Source organism: Lysinibacter cavernae (assembly GCF_011758565.1).
Taxonomy (GTDB): domain Bacteria; phylum Actinomycetota; class Actinomycetes; order Actinomycetales; family Microbacteriaceae; genus Lysinibacter; species Lysinibacter cavernae.
Window position 1 is genome coordinate 479,676 of sequence record NZ_JAAMOX010000002.1, and the last position, 14,811, is coordinate 494,486.

Annotated in this window: 12 protein-coding genes; all 12 read right to left on the minus strand. The window is 63.4% G+C overall.

Annotated features, from left to right (window positions below; all coding sequences use genetic code 11):
* Positions 1-13: 13 nt before the first annotated feature.
* Positions 14-2,266 (minus strand): heavy metal translocating P-type ATPase, encoded by a 2,253-nt coding sequence (locus FHX76_RS11575; RefSeq protein ID WP_167150834.1) that lies wholly within the window; start codon positions 2,264-2,266, stop codon positions 14-16.
* A 23-nt stretch (positions 2,267-2,289) separates the two neighbouring features.
* Complete coding sequence (locus FHX76_RS11580; RefSeq protein WP_167150835.1) at positions 2,290-2,502, minus strand: heavy-metal-associated domain-containing protein; 213 nt, start codon at positions 2,500-2,502, stop codon at positions 2,290-2,292.
* A 171-nt stretch (positions 2,503-2,673) separates the two neighbouring features.
* Positions 2,674-3,492: an HpcH/HpaI aldolase/citrate lyase family protein gene (locus tag FHX76_RS11585; RefSeq protein WP_167150836.1), complete on the minus strand. Its 819-nt coding sequence runs from the start codon at positions 3,490-3,492 to the stop codon at positions 2,674-2,676.
* Positions 3,489-4,727, minus strand: coding sequence for a CaiB/BaiF CoA transferase family protein (locus FHX76_RS11590; protein WP_167150837.1), 1,239 nt, complete (start codon positions 4,725-4,727; stop codon positions 3,489-3,491). Before FHX76_RS11590 ends, FHX76_RS11585 begins: the two co-directional genes overlap by 4 nt.
* Positions 4,724-6,772 (minus strand): SUMF1/EgtB/PvdO family nonheme iron enzyme, encoded by a 2,049-nt coding sequence (locus FHX76_RS11595; RefSeq protein ID WP_167150838.1) that lies wholly within the window; start codon positions 6,770-6,772, stop codon positions 4,724-4,726. The genes FHX76_RS11590 and FHX76_RS11595 overlap by 4 nt, the downstream gene beginning before the upstream one ends.
* Entirely contained in the window at positions 6,750-7,691 is a 942-nt protein-coding gene (locus tag FHX76_RS11600; RefSeq protein WP_167150839.1) for a PfkB family carbohydrate kinase, read from the minus strand. The genes FHX76_RS11595 and FHX76_RS11600 overlap by 23 nt, the downstream gene beginning before the upstream one ends.
* Complete coding sequence (locus tag FHX76_RS11605; protein ID WP_341777939.1) at positions 7,688-9,046, minus strand: ADP-ribosylglycohydrolase family protein; 1,359 nt, start codon at positions 9,044-9,046, stop codon at positions 7,688-7,690. Before FHX76_RS11605 ends, FHX76_RS11600 begins: the two co-directional genes overlap by 4 nt.
* The gene (locus FHX76_RS11610; RefSeq protein WP_167150840.1) at positions 9,046-10,188 is read right to left on the minus strand and encodes an ADP-ribosylglycohydrolase family protein; all 1,143 of its coding nucleotides are present in this window, start codon (positions 10,186-10,188) and stop codon (positions 9,046-9,048) included. The genes FHX76_RS11605 and FHX76_RS11610 overlap by 1 nt, the downstream gene beginning before the upstream one ends.
* A 153-nt stretch (positions 10,189-10,341) precedes the next feature.
* Entirely contained in the window at positions 10,342-11,622 is a 1,281-nt protein-coding gene (locus FHX76_RS11615) for an ABC transporter substrate-binding protein (RefSeq protein WP_167150841.1), read from the minus strand.
* A gap of 69 nt (positions 11,623-11,691) precedes the next feature.
* Positions 11,692-12,591, minus strand: coding sequence for a carbohydrate ABC transporter permease (locus FHX76_RS11620; RefSeq protein ID WP_167150842.1), 900 nt, complete (start codon positions 12,589-12,591; stop codon positions 11,692-11,694).
* The gene (locus tag FHX76_RS11625) at positions 12,588-13,535 is read right to left on the minus strand and encodes a carbohydrate ABC transporter permease (RefSeq protein WP_167150843.1); all 948 of its coding nucleotides are present in this window, start codon (positions 13,533-13,535) and stop codon (positions 12,588-12,590) included. Before FHX76_RS11625 ends, FHX76_RS11620 begins: the two co-directional genes overlap by 4 nt.
* Entirely contained in the window at positions 13,532-14,572 is a 1,041-nt protein-coding gene (locus tag FHX76_RS11630; protein ID WP_167150844.1) for a substrate-binding domain-containing protein, read from the minus strand. Before FHX76_RS11630 ends, FHX76_RS11625 begins: the two co-directional genes overlap by 4 nt.
* Positions 14,573-14,811 lie beyond the last annotated feature (239 nt).

The following is a 14,811-nucleotide window of genomic DNA, read 5'->3' on the forward strand; positions in this document are numbered from 1 at the left end:
ACATGAGCGTCCCCTATCCTGCGGTCGATCGAAAGGCGCGAAGCAACAGGCTATTGCCAACAACAAACACGCTCGAGAACGCCATCGCGGCACCGGCGAGCATCGGATTCAGCAGGCCAAGCGCGGCAAGCGGAATAGCAGCGACGTTATACGCAAAGGCCCAAAACAGGTTGGTCTTGATCGTGCCGAGCGTGCGACGCGACAGGCGGATGGCATCCGCCGCCGAGCGGAGATCGCCACGGACGAGCGTGATGTCGGCAGCCTCGATCGCGGCATCCGCGCCGGTACCCATTGCGAGGCCAAGGTCGGCCGTTGCGAGGGCAGCCGCATCGTTGACGCCGTCGCCAACCATCGCAACCGTCTTGCCTTCCGCCTGGAGGCGGGCAACAACATTCACCTTCTCGCTCGGAAGCACCTCGGCAATAACCTCGTCGATACCAACCTCTGCGGCAACAAGACGCGCCACCGTATCGTTGTCACCGGTGAGCAAGATGGGCGTCAGCCCAAGCGCCTTGAGCTGCGAGATTGCCTCCGCACTCGTGGGCTTCACCGTATCGGCAACAACCAACACGGCGACAGGCTCACCGTCCCACGCCACGAGAACCGCGGTTTTCCCGTCGGCCTCAGCCAGCCGTTTTGCGTCTGCAAGTTCGTCGCTGAGCTGAATAGCCCAGTCGGCCAACAACGATTCGCGGCCAACCAACACCGCACGGCCTTCAACCACTCCGGTCACACCCTTGCCCGCACTATTGGCAAACGATTCGACGGCAGGCAGCTCACCAACGCGGGCAACTGCTGCGGTCGCGATTGCCTGAGCAATGGGATGCTCGGATGCGTGCTCGAGCGCACCGGCCAGGCGAATCGCTTCGTCCTCGCCTATGCCGTTTGCGACGACAACATCCACAAGCGCCATCTTTCCCGTGGTGATCGTGCCGGTCTTATCAAGCACAACCGTGTCAACCTTGCGAGTCGATTCCAGCACCTCTGGGCCGCGGATGAGGATGCCAAGCTGCGCACCCCGTCCTGTACCAACCAGCAACGCCGTTGGGGTCGCGAGGCCAAGCGCGCAAGGGCAAGCGATGATGAGCACAGCAACGGCCGCCGTGAACGCGGCAGAGGACGATGCTCCGCTGAGCAGCCAAGCCGCGAGCGTGCCAATGGCGATCACAATCACAATCGGAACAAACACGCCAGACACGCGATCGGCTAAGCGCTGCACATCGGCCTTACCCGACTGCGCGTCTTCAACCAGCGCGGCCATGTGGGCGAGCTGGGTATCGGAACCGATGCGGGTGGCGCGCACCACAAGGCGACCGCCAACATTCACGGTCGCGCCGGTCACGCCGTCGCCAACGGTGACCTCGGCCGGAACCGATTCGCCGGTCAACAAACTGGCGTCAATCGCAGAACTGCCCTCGGTAATCACGCCATCGGTCGCGATCTTCTCACCAGGACGCACCACAAACTCGTCACCAACGGTGAGTTGTTCGATCGGGATGCGAGTTTCAGAACCGTTGCGGAGGACCGCAACATCCTTCGCCCCAAGCTCCATGAGCGCGCGGAGCGCCGCCCCCGCCTGTCGCTTCGACCGCTTTTCAAAATAGCGACCGGCAAGCACAAACATGGTGACACCAGCGGCAACCTCAAGATAGATATTGCCGGCACCATCACTCGGTGAAACCGTCAACTCGAAGGGATGCGTCATACCGGGGTGCCCCGCCGTGCCCAAGAAGAGCGCGTAGAGCGACCAGACAAACGCCGAGAGCGTTCCGAGCGAGATGAGCGTATCCATGGTGGCGGCGCCGTGACGAAGATTTGTCCAGGCCGCCTTATGGAACGGCCACGCCCCCCACACGATAACTGGCGCGGCAAGCGTGAGCGAGGCCCACTGCCAATAGTTGAACTGGAGGGCCGGAATCATCGCCATTGCAATGACCGGAACCGAGAGGATAACGCTGCCAATGAGCCGGTTGCGCAGCAAACGAAGTTCACTGTCTTCCGAGGTCTGCGCGTCCTTGTTCTGGCGAGGCGGCGCAGGAAGCTCTGCGGTGTAACCCGTTTTCTCAACCTCATCGATGATGAGCTGCGGGTCAAATCCGCTCGGAACATGCACTCGCGCCTTTTCGGTCGCGTAGTTCACCGTTGCCTGAACCCCGTCCAGCTTGTTGAGCTTTTTCTCGATCCGCATGGCGCACGACGCGCACGTCATGCCGCCGATCGTCAGTTCGAGGCCTCGCTCATCGAGCTCAGGTTTGGTCGCTGACATGGTTCCCTCCAGATCTGTGTGTATTAGTTGACGCGAGCGGCCGAGTATCCGGCCTCGTCAACGGCGGCAAGGATGAGCTGATCGTCAACCGGCGCTGCGGTCGTCACGCTGAGGGTGCCGTTGGCAGCACTGACCTCGAGGCTTTCGACCCCCGCCACCTGGCTGACCTCGGAGCGGACGGAGCCTTCGCAGTGTCCGCAGGTCATTCCGGTGACGGTGTAGTTGGTGGTGGTCATGGTACTCCTTCAATAAAGTGGATACCCCCTAGGGGTACTATCCACTATAACCCAATACCCCCTGAGGGTATTCCGAACATTCCCAAAAAGGCCAAAGAAACAGAAAAGACGCAAGAGTTCCTTCCCGCGCTCGGGAAGGAACTCTTGCGTCAGATCTGCGGTCGGTGGGTCTTAGTGGGGTCTGCCGGCGAGGATGCGCTTGGCTCTACCGAGCATTGCCGGATCGACCATGTCGCCGTTGGACAGGGTCGAAACTCCGCCATCTGCCGTCGCGGCAAGCACCTCATTTGCCCAAGCGACTTCGGCCGCTGAACTCACAAACACCTCAGCGATTACTGGCAGCTGGGAAGGATGGATGGCAACGCGGCCAACCCAACCATCGTCACGGCCACTCTGCGTATCTTGGCGAAGGCCGGCCAAGTCGTTAATGGCGGGAAACGCCGACAGCATAGGCGGCAACAGGCCGGCCGCAACCGAGGCAAACAGCACGCGATTGCGGGCGTAGCCAATGACGGCATCCGAACGAGAACCCAGCTCGCTCGCGAGGTCAGACTCGCCAATGCCAAGCCTCGTAACGCTCGGATGCTGCGCGATCTCAAAAGCCCGCTCGATACCAAGTGCGGTCTCGAGCAGCGCGGTCACCTGCCGGTCGGGGTTCTGGGCACGCACGGCATCAAGGTCCTCGGCCGACTCAACCTTCGGAATGCGAAACTCGATTCGGCTATCGAGGCCCGAGAGCGCAACAAGATCATCGGCAATCGGCGAGTTCAGCCGCACCTGGAATACGGGACCGGAACTCAACGAAGCGTCGGAGCGAGCAGTAAGCCACCGAACAACGGCCGCGCGCGCCTCGGCCTTATTGGCAGGGGCGACGGCATCCTCAAGATCGAGGATGATCAAGTCGGCCCCCGTCGCGACGGCCTTCTCGAACCGGTCTGGGCGGTCGCCGGGGACGTACAAGCCGGTCAAAACGAGACGTGCGGAAGTCATACGACGCCCCGCTCCCTGAGCTGCGCAAGCTGGTCTGGCGTGACCCCAATATCGCGAAGCACCTCGTCGGTGTCTGCGCCGTGACGACGCCCGCTCCAGCGGATGCTGCCTGGGGTATCCGAAAGACGGAAGAGAACGTTTTGCATCTTGACGGGGCCAAGCTCGTCGTCGTCAACCGTCGCGACGGTTCCGATAGCCCGATACTGAGGATCATCGAGCACCCCCCGCACGTCGGAGACCTTCGCGATGGCCGCCTGAGCCTGTTCAAACTGAGCGACCACGTCGTCGGTGGCCCGCTCCGCGATCCAGGATGAGACCGCGTCGTCAAGCTCGTCGGCATGCTGCGCTCGCGTGTGTCCTGAGGCAAACCACGGCTCGCTCAGCAGATCTTCGCGGCCAACCAGCGTCATGACCCGCTCTGCGATTGATTGCGAGCTCGTCGAGACAGCGACCCAGTCGCCGCTTCCCGTGCGGTACACGTTGCGGGGCGCGTTGTTCACCGAGCGGTTGCCAGTTCGCGGCTGCACAAGCCCCAGTTGATCGTAGGCGGTTATCTGGCCGCCAAGCAGCATCAGAATGGGCTCAATGATGGCCATATCAACCACCTGGCCAACGCCAGTGTGCTCCGCGCTGCGCAGCCCAACCATCACGGCGTAGCTCGTGGCGAGCGCGGCAATCCCGTCGGCGAGGCCAAACGGCGGAAGGGTTGGCGGGCCATCTGGCTCGCCGGTGAGGGCAGCAAATCCACTCATCGCCTCGGCAAGACTGCCAAACCCAGGACGCCCGGAGTAAGGGCCAAACTGGCCAAAAGCAGTGACCCTTGCGATGGTCAGCGCTGGGTTCGCTGCGTGCAACTGCTCTGGGCCAAGACCCCATCGTTCGAGCGTGCCCGGCCGGAAGTTCTCGATGAGCACGTCTGCGTCGGCAACCAGCTGGAGCAGCAAGGCGGCACCGTCGGGGGTGCCTAGGTTGATCGTCACGGTTCGTTTATTGCGCCCGAGCGTTTTCCACCACAGGTTGATGCCGTTCTTAGCGGGCCCGTGACCTCTCGCCGCGTCGGGGCGCGTTGGATGTTCCACCTTAATCACGTCCGCGCCAAAATCTCCGAGGAATGTCGCGGCGAGCGGACCGGCGAAGAGGGTCGAAATGTCAAGAACACGCACGCCAGCAAGCGGGGCCGCGGCCTGACGCGTCGCGCCTGCCTGTTCTGCCGAAGTCGACGTTTGCTCGCTCATTTGCCAACCTCCGCGGCATCCCAAGCAAGGCGGAACCCGATGTTGGGTGACCGCTCCATTCCAAGCCCCGGCAGCAGATACTTCAGACTGAACTCTGGCTCGCGCGGCCCACCATCGGTGTACCAGTCAGAGCCCTCTGCACGGTAGTCGCTGCCACCCTTCAGGATGGCGTAGCGAGTGATGCCGTCGGTGTGCTCGCTCTCGGTCCAGTTCCAGACCAGCGGCGCCAGGCGGGTGAAGCCCTGCTGTGCCGCGGCGACCTGCCACTCGTGCTCTGTTGGGAGGCGGGCTCCTGCCCAGGCCGCGTAGGCCCGTGCGTCAGCGAGGCTGACCCCGGTCGCCGGCTCGGCGGCGGTCCTGTCGTGGGTGAACCGGTTCGCGACGAGCGGCGCGTAACCGGTTTCCGCTACAAACGTCGCAAATTCTGCGGTCGTGACTTCCCGAGCGGCGACCGCACTGCCCGGCAGCTCAACCGCGATCTGTTCGGTCCGGGGATCATGCAGGCGCGGCGCCAGCGGCTTCCACTCTTCGATGTACGGGGCGCCCTGGTAGGTGCCCGTCTCGCGTCGGCGGAACGCCATGGTGAGTTCGCGTTCGCCAGCGGGAACCGGCACGGCATCCGCAGCGACTACCCCGGACGAGGCGGCCGGCTGGATGCGCTCGGCAACCCTCGCTGGGAACGTCGCGTCGGAGGAGGGCCGGTCGGCAGAGGAAGCCTCGAGCAGGGCAACGAGCCACGCTGGGGGCGCACCATTCTGCAACCCTGAGGAATCAATAGCAACTACGCCCGTCACGCCACGAGCGGGAACCGTCACCTGCGGCCCTGAGAGCCGAGCGCCCGTGGTGGCATCGGCAACAAACGAGCCACCAGTAATGAGCTCGGAGAGGCCCTCGATAACAGGGCCAACGTAATCGGAAGTGCCTCGGTTGACGATCGTCCAGAGCGTGGTGTCACCCAGCGAATAGCGCGAGACAAACACGCCGACAGCAAGAGCCTCGTCTGTTGCGCCCTCAAGCGGGGCCCAATCGCCGTCAACGAGCACGTCGTTGAGCGCACGTTGCACACGAACCATGCGGCGAAGCGTGCTCTTATCGCGCTCGTTCCAGCCAACCCAAACGCCAAAGACGGTGTCCCAGACGAGCATGCCGACACCGTTCATCCAGCTCGACTGCAACTCGTCGCTGTGATCGCGGTTCCAGCGGCGCGTTGAGTGCATCATGTGGCGTCGCTCGTACCAGTGCGCCCTCATCACGCCTGGGGCCTCGCTGTCGGCAAACCACTGCGCCCAGCTCAGGTGGTGGTCCTCAACCCGCTGGTTGGGAACCCGGGACTCGCCCTCAAGCACCTGCGGCGGCGTCGCGTTGAGCAGGGCAGAAACGAGGGCGCTGTCGCCCTCCTTCATGGTGTCGAGGAACACGCCGTCGACCGACAGCTCCCCGACGATGCGTGCAAGCTCGGTGGGGTCGTCGCCTTCGGCCCTTCTGGTGCCAACGTCCCACGGGTTGTAGTCGATAAAGACCTTGATGCCGCGGTCCTGAAACTGCGCGACAAGCTCGGCGATGCCGGGAACCTCGCGGTAGTAGTCAAACTGGTTGCGGTCGTCGATGCCGATGATGGGATACGCGTGCCAGAGCACAACCCCGTCGAAGCCGCCGTGGTCGGCCGTCTCAGCGAGGAACGAGTCGACGGTAAAGGCCTGGCGGTCTACGTCGAAGAGCCGCTCATCCCACAGCCAGATGAGGGCGACGCTGTAGCAAGACTTTGCCCACTCTGCGTGGGCCTGCTCGTACGCGGCACCGCTGTAGGCAAGACGTTCGCGGGCCTCAGCGCGCCAGGCGGAGAGCGCCTCTCGCCAGGCCGGCCAGTCTGCGGGGTCGCTTGGCGCCGAGAAGATCTTGGCGATGTCGCCGAGCTCGGGCGCGAGTTCGCCGGTGAGCGGCAGCGCGGTGGCGGCATCGATCGGCCGCGGAACCAAAGGGTTCAGCGTGTTCGTGCTGGCCTCGTCCGGGTCGAAGTCGGAATTAGCTCGTGGTGATGTGCTCATGCTGGTCACGAAAATCGTTGGTCTCCTTGAGAGAGGGAATGGATGAAACGGCGCCGGCCGACTGCACCGAAAGGGCTGCCGCAGCGGTGGCAAAGCTGGTTGCTTCGACGAGGTCTCGAACGGCTGCGCCATCGGCGTCTAGCGCCGCGACGAGGGCCCCGCAGAACGTGTCGCCGGCCCCGGTTGTGTCAACGGCTTGCACGGAATAACTTGGTAATTTGAGAGGTGATGCGCCCGCTGACACGATGAGCGAGCCTGCCGCTCCAAGCGTCACGATGACGTCTGGGACGATGCCAGCAAGTATTGCTGCCGCCTCGCGCGGGTCACCCTGTTGCCGATCCGACTGCAGGGCGTATGCAAGCTCAGCGGCCTCGTGCTCGTTCACGATGAGCAGGTCAACGTGCCTGAGCAGGCGTTCTGGGAGCCGTTGAATCGGTGCGGCATTAAGCACAACATACGTTCCGGCGGCGGACGCAACCTCGGCAGCGGCGATGACGGTCTCAACCGGGATCTCCAACTGCATGAGCAGGACGTCGGCGGCCCGGATTGCAGCGTGCTCTGCCTCGGTGAGGTCGATCAGGGCCGCGTTCGCGCCAGGGCTGACAACAATCGAGTTCTCGGCGGAATCATCAACCGTAATGTTCGCGATGCCGGTTGGGGCGTCGCTCGTGCGGATGAGGCTCGTCACCCCCGCGTCGTCGAGTGTGCGCCGCAGCGTGCTGCCAGCCTCGTCGGAGCCGAGCGCCGCGAGGAATGAGGCGGAGGCACCCGAACGGGTGGCCGCGATGACCTGGTTATTTCCCTTGCCACCGCAGTGCTCGGCCGATGCCGTCGCTAAGACTGTTTCTCCGGGACCGGGGATGCGCTCCACGCGGCATACCCGGTCGAGGTTTGCGCTCCCAACAACGATGACGGTCACGGCCGTACCGCCACGGCCACCGTTCGCTCGGCAAGCGTCGTGAAACCGATGCCGTCAAACCCGGGCACACTTGATGCGAGGCGGTTCTGCAGCGGATCGATCCAGGCGGAAGGCAACGCGGCGGCGCCAAGCATGCCACCCACAATTGAACCCGCCGTTGCCCCAACCGAATCGGTATCCCACCCGCCAGAAACCGCCGACGTAATGGTGCGCTCAAAGTCGCCGTTGCCGCGTGCAAGAGCAAAGGCGAGCAGCGCCGAGTTATTCAGCGCGTGCACCCAGTGCAGATGCCCGTAGCGCTGCTCGATGCGGTCGAGTGATTCGTCAAGGGAGGTCTCGCTTGCCCCAAGCGTCGCGCCCCAGCGGATGGCCTCGGCGTAGCGGCTCCCGCTTGGCACAACCGAAAGGCCGGCCTCGATAACCTCGGCGACCGAGTCTGTCACGAGGGATGCCGAGCACGCGGCCGCCGCAAACAGCGCGCCGTAGAGCCCGCTTCGCCCGTGGCTCAGCCGGGCGTCGTGCCACGCCATGCGTGCGGCGCGCTGCGGCTGTCCTGGGGAAACCCAGCCGTACACGTCGGTGCGGATCTGCGCGCCGATCCAGTCCCGAAATGGGTTCATGACCTCGCCCGCGACCTCAGGCTCGTAGCCGTCGAGCAGGTTGCGGTAGACAATGCGCTCGGCGGTGAACACGCGCCCGCCGGGGAGGTTCGCGAGCCACGACTGCGCGACATCTTCGGTCGTGAATTCGGTTCCGATGCGTTCGATCAGGTCGAGTGCGATGAGCGGGAAGTTGAGGTCGTCGTCCTCTGGCATCCCGCTAATGTTTTCGACCAGGCTTGTTGGCCGGCTGCGGCGGTTCCAGGGAAACTCAGCCGCGACGGCCGGATCGAGCCCAATCTCGGTGAAATACGAGGCGATAGGCCAGTTGCCCGTTGATTCGGCAATTGCACGAATGCCCCGGCGCGGTATCTTCTCGACGGGTTTGCCAAGCAGGCAGCCGGAAGCCCGGCCGAGCCACGCGCCGAGCACGCGGTTGGCTAGGTCTTCTGGAGCGTCGCCGAGCTCAGCGCGTGGCTCGGCGAGGGCGAGGATGCCGTCAACATCGTTTGGCTCTGAGGCAACCAAAGCCGCCGGGTCTGGCCGAGTATCGATCGCGGCAAGGATGCGTCGTCCGAGTTCACGCACCGCGGCATCGGCCGGCTGCGGGGTCGCGCCACTCACGGGAGCATCAACCGAGCCGCCTGCCGCAACCCATTCGTCGCGAAGATCCGCAACATCCCTGCCATCGAGCTCTGCCGCACGAAGTGCGTGCGGCACGAGGTCTTCAGGCTGAGTCCAGCTGAGCCGCAGCACTACGCAGCACCTCCGAGCAGGCCCATTTCGGCCTGGCGTGCGGAGAAGCGCTGCTCGTCGCGTGCCCAAACATCGCGGGCGACAGAGGCCATGACCGGCCCGGTTGCGCGAATGTTGATCTGGCTGCCGTCGCTGACGGCGTCGACCCATCCTGAGGGAACAGCCGCTGCGCCGCCAAGGGCACCCGCGATCGAGCCGGCCATGACGGCGATCGAGTCGGAGTCGCGGCCGTAGTTGATGGAACCGAGCACGCTCTCAGAGTAGTTGCCAGCCCCGGTGACGAGCATGCCAAGCGCGATGGGCAGTTCCTCGATCGACTTGGTGCGGCTCGGGATGCGCGCGTCACGCGCCGGTGCCCGATAGTTTGGCCCGACGGTGTCGAAGGGCTCGACGGATGCACGAAGCGTCGCGAGCGACGTGCGCCAATCTGTGAGCTGAGAGGCCGCGGTCACAACCGATTCGATCGCGTCGCGGGTGCCGTCTTTTGCGAGGCGAAGGGCGGTCTCGATCACGGAATCTACTGACGCGGAGGGGCGCATCGCCTCTGCAACGCAGGCCGCGTAGACGCCGGCCGCCTCGCGACCGTAGCTCGACTGGTGCGCTCCGGCCACATCAACGGCCTCGGCGTAGGCGGAATCTGGTGAACCCGCGTTCACGATGCCGATGGGGGCCATGTACATTGTCGCGCCGCAGTTGACCACGTTGCCAACGCCGGCCTCGCGGGGGTCGATGTGCCCGTAGTGCAGTCGGGCAACCAGCCACTTCTCGGCAAGGAAGATGCGCTGCAACAGGATTGCCTCGGTTTCAAGCTCTGGAATCCACTGCTTCTCGCCGATGAGCAACGGCACAAGATGCTCGGCAATCGCGTGCGCGTCGAGGTGATCGCGGACCTTGTCGTAGACCTGCACCAGCGCGTTTGTCATGAGGGTGTCGTCGGTGATGTGCCCGTCACCCTTGTGGTACGGGGCGATGGGGCGCGCGTTGCGCCAGTCGGCAAGGAACGGCGGAACGATGCCAGTGATGAACCCGTTGTAGCGCTCCTGAATTGCCTCTGGGGTGTTGCCCTCTGCTGCGCCGCCAAGCGCATCCCCAACGGCCGCGCCGGTGAGTGCGCCCGTAGCTTTGTCTTCGAGCAGGTCCATCTGATTCTCCTTGGGTTATGCGTTGGTCATGCTGTGCGGCGCGTTTGGTCGGGCCGCACGAGGATGCTGTGCCGTGACGGGATACTGTCACGGGCTTCTGACACTGGCAGGGCCGGCCACCTACTCGGCGACCGACCCCGACCAAGTTGAGGCTTAGCCCTCGACCGATTTCCAGCCCTCGGTGAGCTGCTTGGCAAGCTCATCCGCTGAAATCGAATCGGCAAAGTACTGCTGCAGGCTCGGCGTTGCGTACTGGTCCTTCCACTGCGGGTAGGTTGCCGCCTTCTGGAAGGGGGCACCCTTGAGGTTTTCACCCGTTGCGAGCAGTTCCTTCCAGCCGGTCTGGCCCTCGGTCTCGGTCTCAACAACCTTGCGGGCGTCGGCGGATGCCGGAATCAGCCAGTCGCCCTGCGCGAGCTTGGCCTGGTTGTCGGCGCCCATCCAGTAGTTGATGAACTCTGCGGCTTCCTTCGGGTGCTTGCTCTCAGCGGCAACCGACATGGTCTGCGGGTTTGCTGCCTGTACGGTTCCGGCCGAACCTGCGAGCGGGGGAAGTACGGTCCAGTCGAAGTCAGCCGATGCCGACTCCGTAATCTGCTGGGCGAGGAAGTTGCCGCCAATGTACATGGCGTACTTTCCGCCGAGGAATCCTGGCAGCACATCCGAACCGCTCTGCGTGAGCGAAACGGGGTCAAGCGAGGCGTCGTCATACGCCATGCTGTGCACAAACTCGGGAACCGAGAGCTCGTTCTCGCCAACATCGATCGTTGCGGTGCCGTCATCCTTCACATCGAAGAACGTGCCGTCAAAGCCAAGCGCCGTGTTCATGACCGCAGCGGTCGGCTGCTTGAGACCCCACGCAACGCCGAAGGTGTCGGGGGTGGTGACGCTCTTGGCAGCCTTTTGCAGGTCGCTCCACTGCAACTCGTCGCCGGCGGGAAGCTCGACGCCTGCGTCGGCAAAGACCTTCTTGTTTGCGTATACAACGTAGGTCTGCATGAGCGTCGGTGCCGCGATGACCTTGTCGTTAATCGTCACGGTGTCCCATACGTCGTCGCTGATCGACTTCTTCACGTCGTCGCTCAGGTACTCGCTGATGTCTGCGAGGTAGCCCTGGTTCGCGAAACCGAGGATGTCGGAGGACTCGTCGTGGATAATGTCGGGCGCGGTTCCACCCTGGAACTGCGTGACCAGCTGGTCGTGAACGTTATCCCAGCTTCCCTGCGTCAGCTTGACCTGAACATCGGGGTTGTCCTTGTTCCACTGGTCAACGATGTCCTTCGTCGCGGCAACAGTGGTGTCCTGGTAGGCGAGGCTTTGGAATGTGAGCTCGATGGGGCCATCAGAGGATTCCGAGCTTCCACCGCCCGCGCAGCTAGCAAGCAGGCCGGAAACCGCGATGGCGGTCACGACGGTTGCAAGTTTTCGTTTCATGAGGGTTCTCCTTCTCAAGGGGGTATGGCACTTCGTTGTGAGTGTTGGGTTGGTATGCGGGGAGGGAACTTAGCCCTTCACGGCGCCGCTCATGAGCCCGGAGGTGAGCCGGCGCTGCAGGAAGGCGAAAAAGACGAGGCTTGGGATGGTTGCAAGCAGCGCTGCTGCGGCAAGTTGACCGAGCTGAACCTGGCCCTCTGCCCCAACAAATCTGGCGAGCGCGAGCGGGATGGTCTGCAGCGCAGGGTCCTGGATGAGGACAAGGGCAAAGAAGAACTCGTTCCACGACGAGATGAAGCTGAAGAGGCTCGTCGCGACGAGGCCGGGCGCGAGCAGCGGCAGCACAATCACGCGGAGGACCAGCAGTCGGCCTCCCCCATCGATTGCCCCAGCTTCCTCAAGCTCGATCGGGATACTGGCAACGTACCCCTGCAACATCCACAGCGCAAACGGGAGCGACCAGACGGAGTACACGAGGATCAGGCCGACCAGGCTGTTGATGAGCCCCATCTGCTTGAGCACCATAAACAGCGGAATGATGATGAGGATGAACGGGAAGACCTGGCTCAGCAGAATCCAGCCGGTCGCGATGCCGCGCAGCTTGGTCTTAAATCGGGCGAGCGCATAGGCGGCCGGCAGCGAGATGAGCGTCACGATGACCGTGCTCGAAACGGCGACAATGGCGCTGTTGCCGAGTGCCTGGATGAGGTTGGCTTTGTCGAGCGCCGCCGCGAAGTTCTCCCAGTTGAACTGCCCCGGGAGGAACGCTGGCGTCGCCGACTGCAATTCCTGCGGCGTCTTGAACGCGGTCAGGATCAGGAACAGGAGCGGGAAGCCGAGGAAAATCATGTAGAGCAGCAGCGCACCATATTGGAACGTGCGCGCAACCCTTCGCTGTTTCTTGGCGGATGGGGCGGCACGCTTGGTGCCCTGTGCCAGCGGCTGGCTCTGGAGAGCGACGTTGGTCATGAGAGGCGACTCCTCGCTTGGCTGCGCAGATAGAAGAACAGGAAGAATGCGATGACAACCACCATGACGTTGCCCATCGCGGCGGCGTACCCGAAGTTGCCGTAGCGGAAGGCCTCGTTATACGCGAAGAGCATCGGCAGCATGGTTTGCCCACCTGGGCCTCCCGCGGTTAACACAAAGACGAGCGCAAAGGAGTTAAAGTTCCAGATCAGGTCGAGCGTGGTGATCGCAACGGCGATGGGCCGCAGAGCCGGCAGCGTGATGTGCCAGAACCGGTGCCACGTTCCCGCACCGTCAATCGCGGCGGCCTCGTGCAGCTCTGCTGGCACGTTCTGGAGGCCGGCGAGCAGGGTGATAGTTGTCTGCGACATCCCAGCCCACACGCCAACCACGATCACGGCGGGAAGCGCGGTCGAAAAATCACCAAGCCAGTTGGTGTCGCCCGGCAATCCCAGCGCCCTCAGCCCGCCGTTCACTGGGCCGTAGGTAGGGTTCAACATGAGGCGCCACATGATCGCGACAATCACGGGGGGCATTGCCCACGGCACCAGCGCAAGGGTACGGGCGAGCCAGCGGAACTTCAGGTCAAGATTGAGCAGCAGCGCGAGGCCGAGGGATGCGAGGAACTGCAGGATCGTGACCGTAAACGCCCAGATCATGCCGATCTTGAACGAGTTCCAGAAGAGCTCGTTGGTCATGAGCTTGGTGTAATTGTCGATCCCGTTAAACGAGGTCTCAACGCCAAGGCCAGCCTTGGCATCCGTGAAGCCGAGCAAAATACCCTGCACCAGCGGATACACGCTGAACAGTACAACGGGGAGCAACGCGGGGAGCACAAGCATCCAGGTGTCGCGGCCACCACTACCGCCGAGGCCAAGCGCGTTGCTGCGACGCTTTGGCGCCTTCAGCTGCTTCTGCTTTGGTGGGTTGAGTGTCGCGGTCATTTGTTGTCTCCAACGGATGCTGTTTCTCGCTGCATTACCGACGACTCGCGGATGGTCAGGGTTGGGGCAATGACAACCGACTCTGCGGGGGCGTTCGGCTCGTCAATGCGGCGCAACAGCATTTCGGCGGCCGCTTCAGCACGAGTGCGCGAACCGAGGTTGACGCTCGTAATCGAGGGGATGGCGAGTTCGGCAACATCCGTGTCATCCATTCCAACAAGGGCAACGTCGTTTGGCACTGAGAGACCGCGGAGGGTCATCGCTTTGAGCGCGGCAACCGCAAGAAGATCGTTGGCGCAGATGATGGCGTCTGGAGTTGCCTGGTCAAGCAGCGCGTTGACGGCAACGAGGCCATCCTTGTACGTAAAGTCGGCTGCGTTGACCTGCATCTCTGCCTGGAGCGGGAGGCCGTGCTTGGTCATGGCGTTGACGTATCCGCTCAGTCGGGCGGCACCGGGGACCGTGTCAACAGGACCATTCACAAAGGCGATGCGCTTGCGGCCCTGCTCAACGAGGTGATCAACCGCGAGGCCAACACCAACGGGAGAATCCGCACGAACGTTGTCAAGCTCAACGCCCTCTGGCAGCGAACCAATGATGACAATCGGGAGCCGGCTGGTCTGCAGCCGCTCAACGAGTTCTGGGGTGACGCGAAGCGGGCTCAGGAGCAGGCCATCGGCAAAGCCCCGGTTGAGGCTGTCAAGCACGTCGAGCTGCGCCTCAGCCTCGTTGCCCGTTGAGGAGAGGACCAGGCGGTAGCCGGAGTGGGCGATAACCTGCGAGACTTCGTGCATCATGGCCACGTAGACGGGGTTTCCAACGTCGGCGACGGCAAACGCGATCTGATCGGTTTTGCCGGCTTTGAGCGAGCGAGCAGTTGCGCTGGGCACGTAGCCAAGCTCGGCGACTGCCTGGTTGACCTTTGCAACAACCTCGTCTGAGGCGGCAAGACCGTTGAGCACTCTGGACACGGATGCGATCGATACGCCCGCATGGTCGGCAACGAGTTGAACGGTTATCCGTTTGTGGGTACTCACCGAGGTTTCCTGTTCGTCATTGAGCTGTAAACGTTTACGTAAACGATTACAGACAACATAACAGGAGCGCTGGGGAATCCGCAACCCCGTCGGGTGCGCCGGCGTTTCTGGCCCGGTGGGCGTTCCGGGCGCGCTGAGGGCGGCGGGCGCGGCGGGCGTTTCTGGCGCAGTGGGTGTTTGCCCGGCGGGGCATTCCAGGCCCGGCGGGCGTGCTTAGCGCGGCGGGCGTGCCGGACACG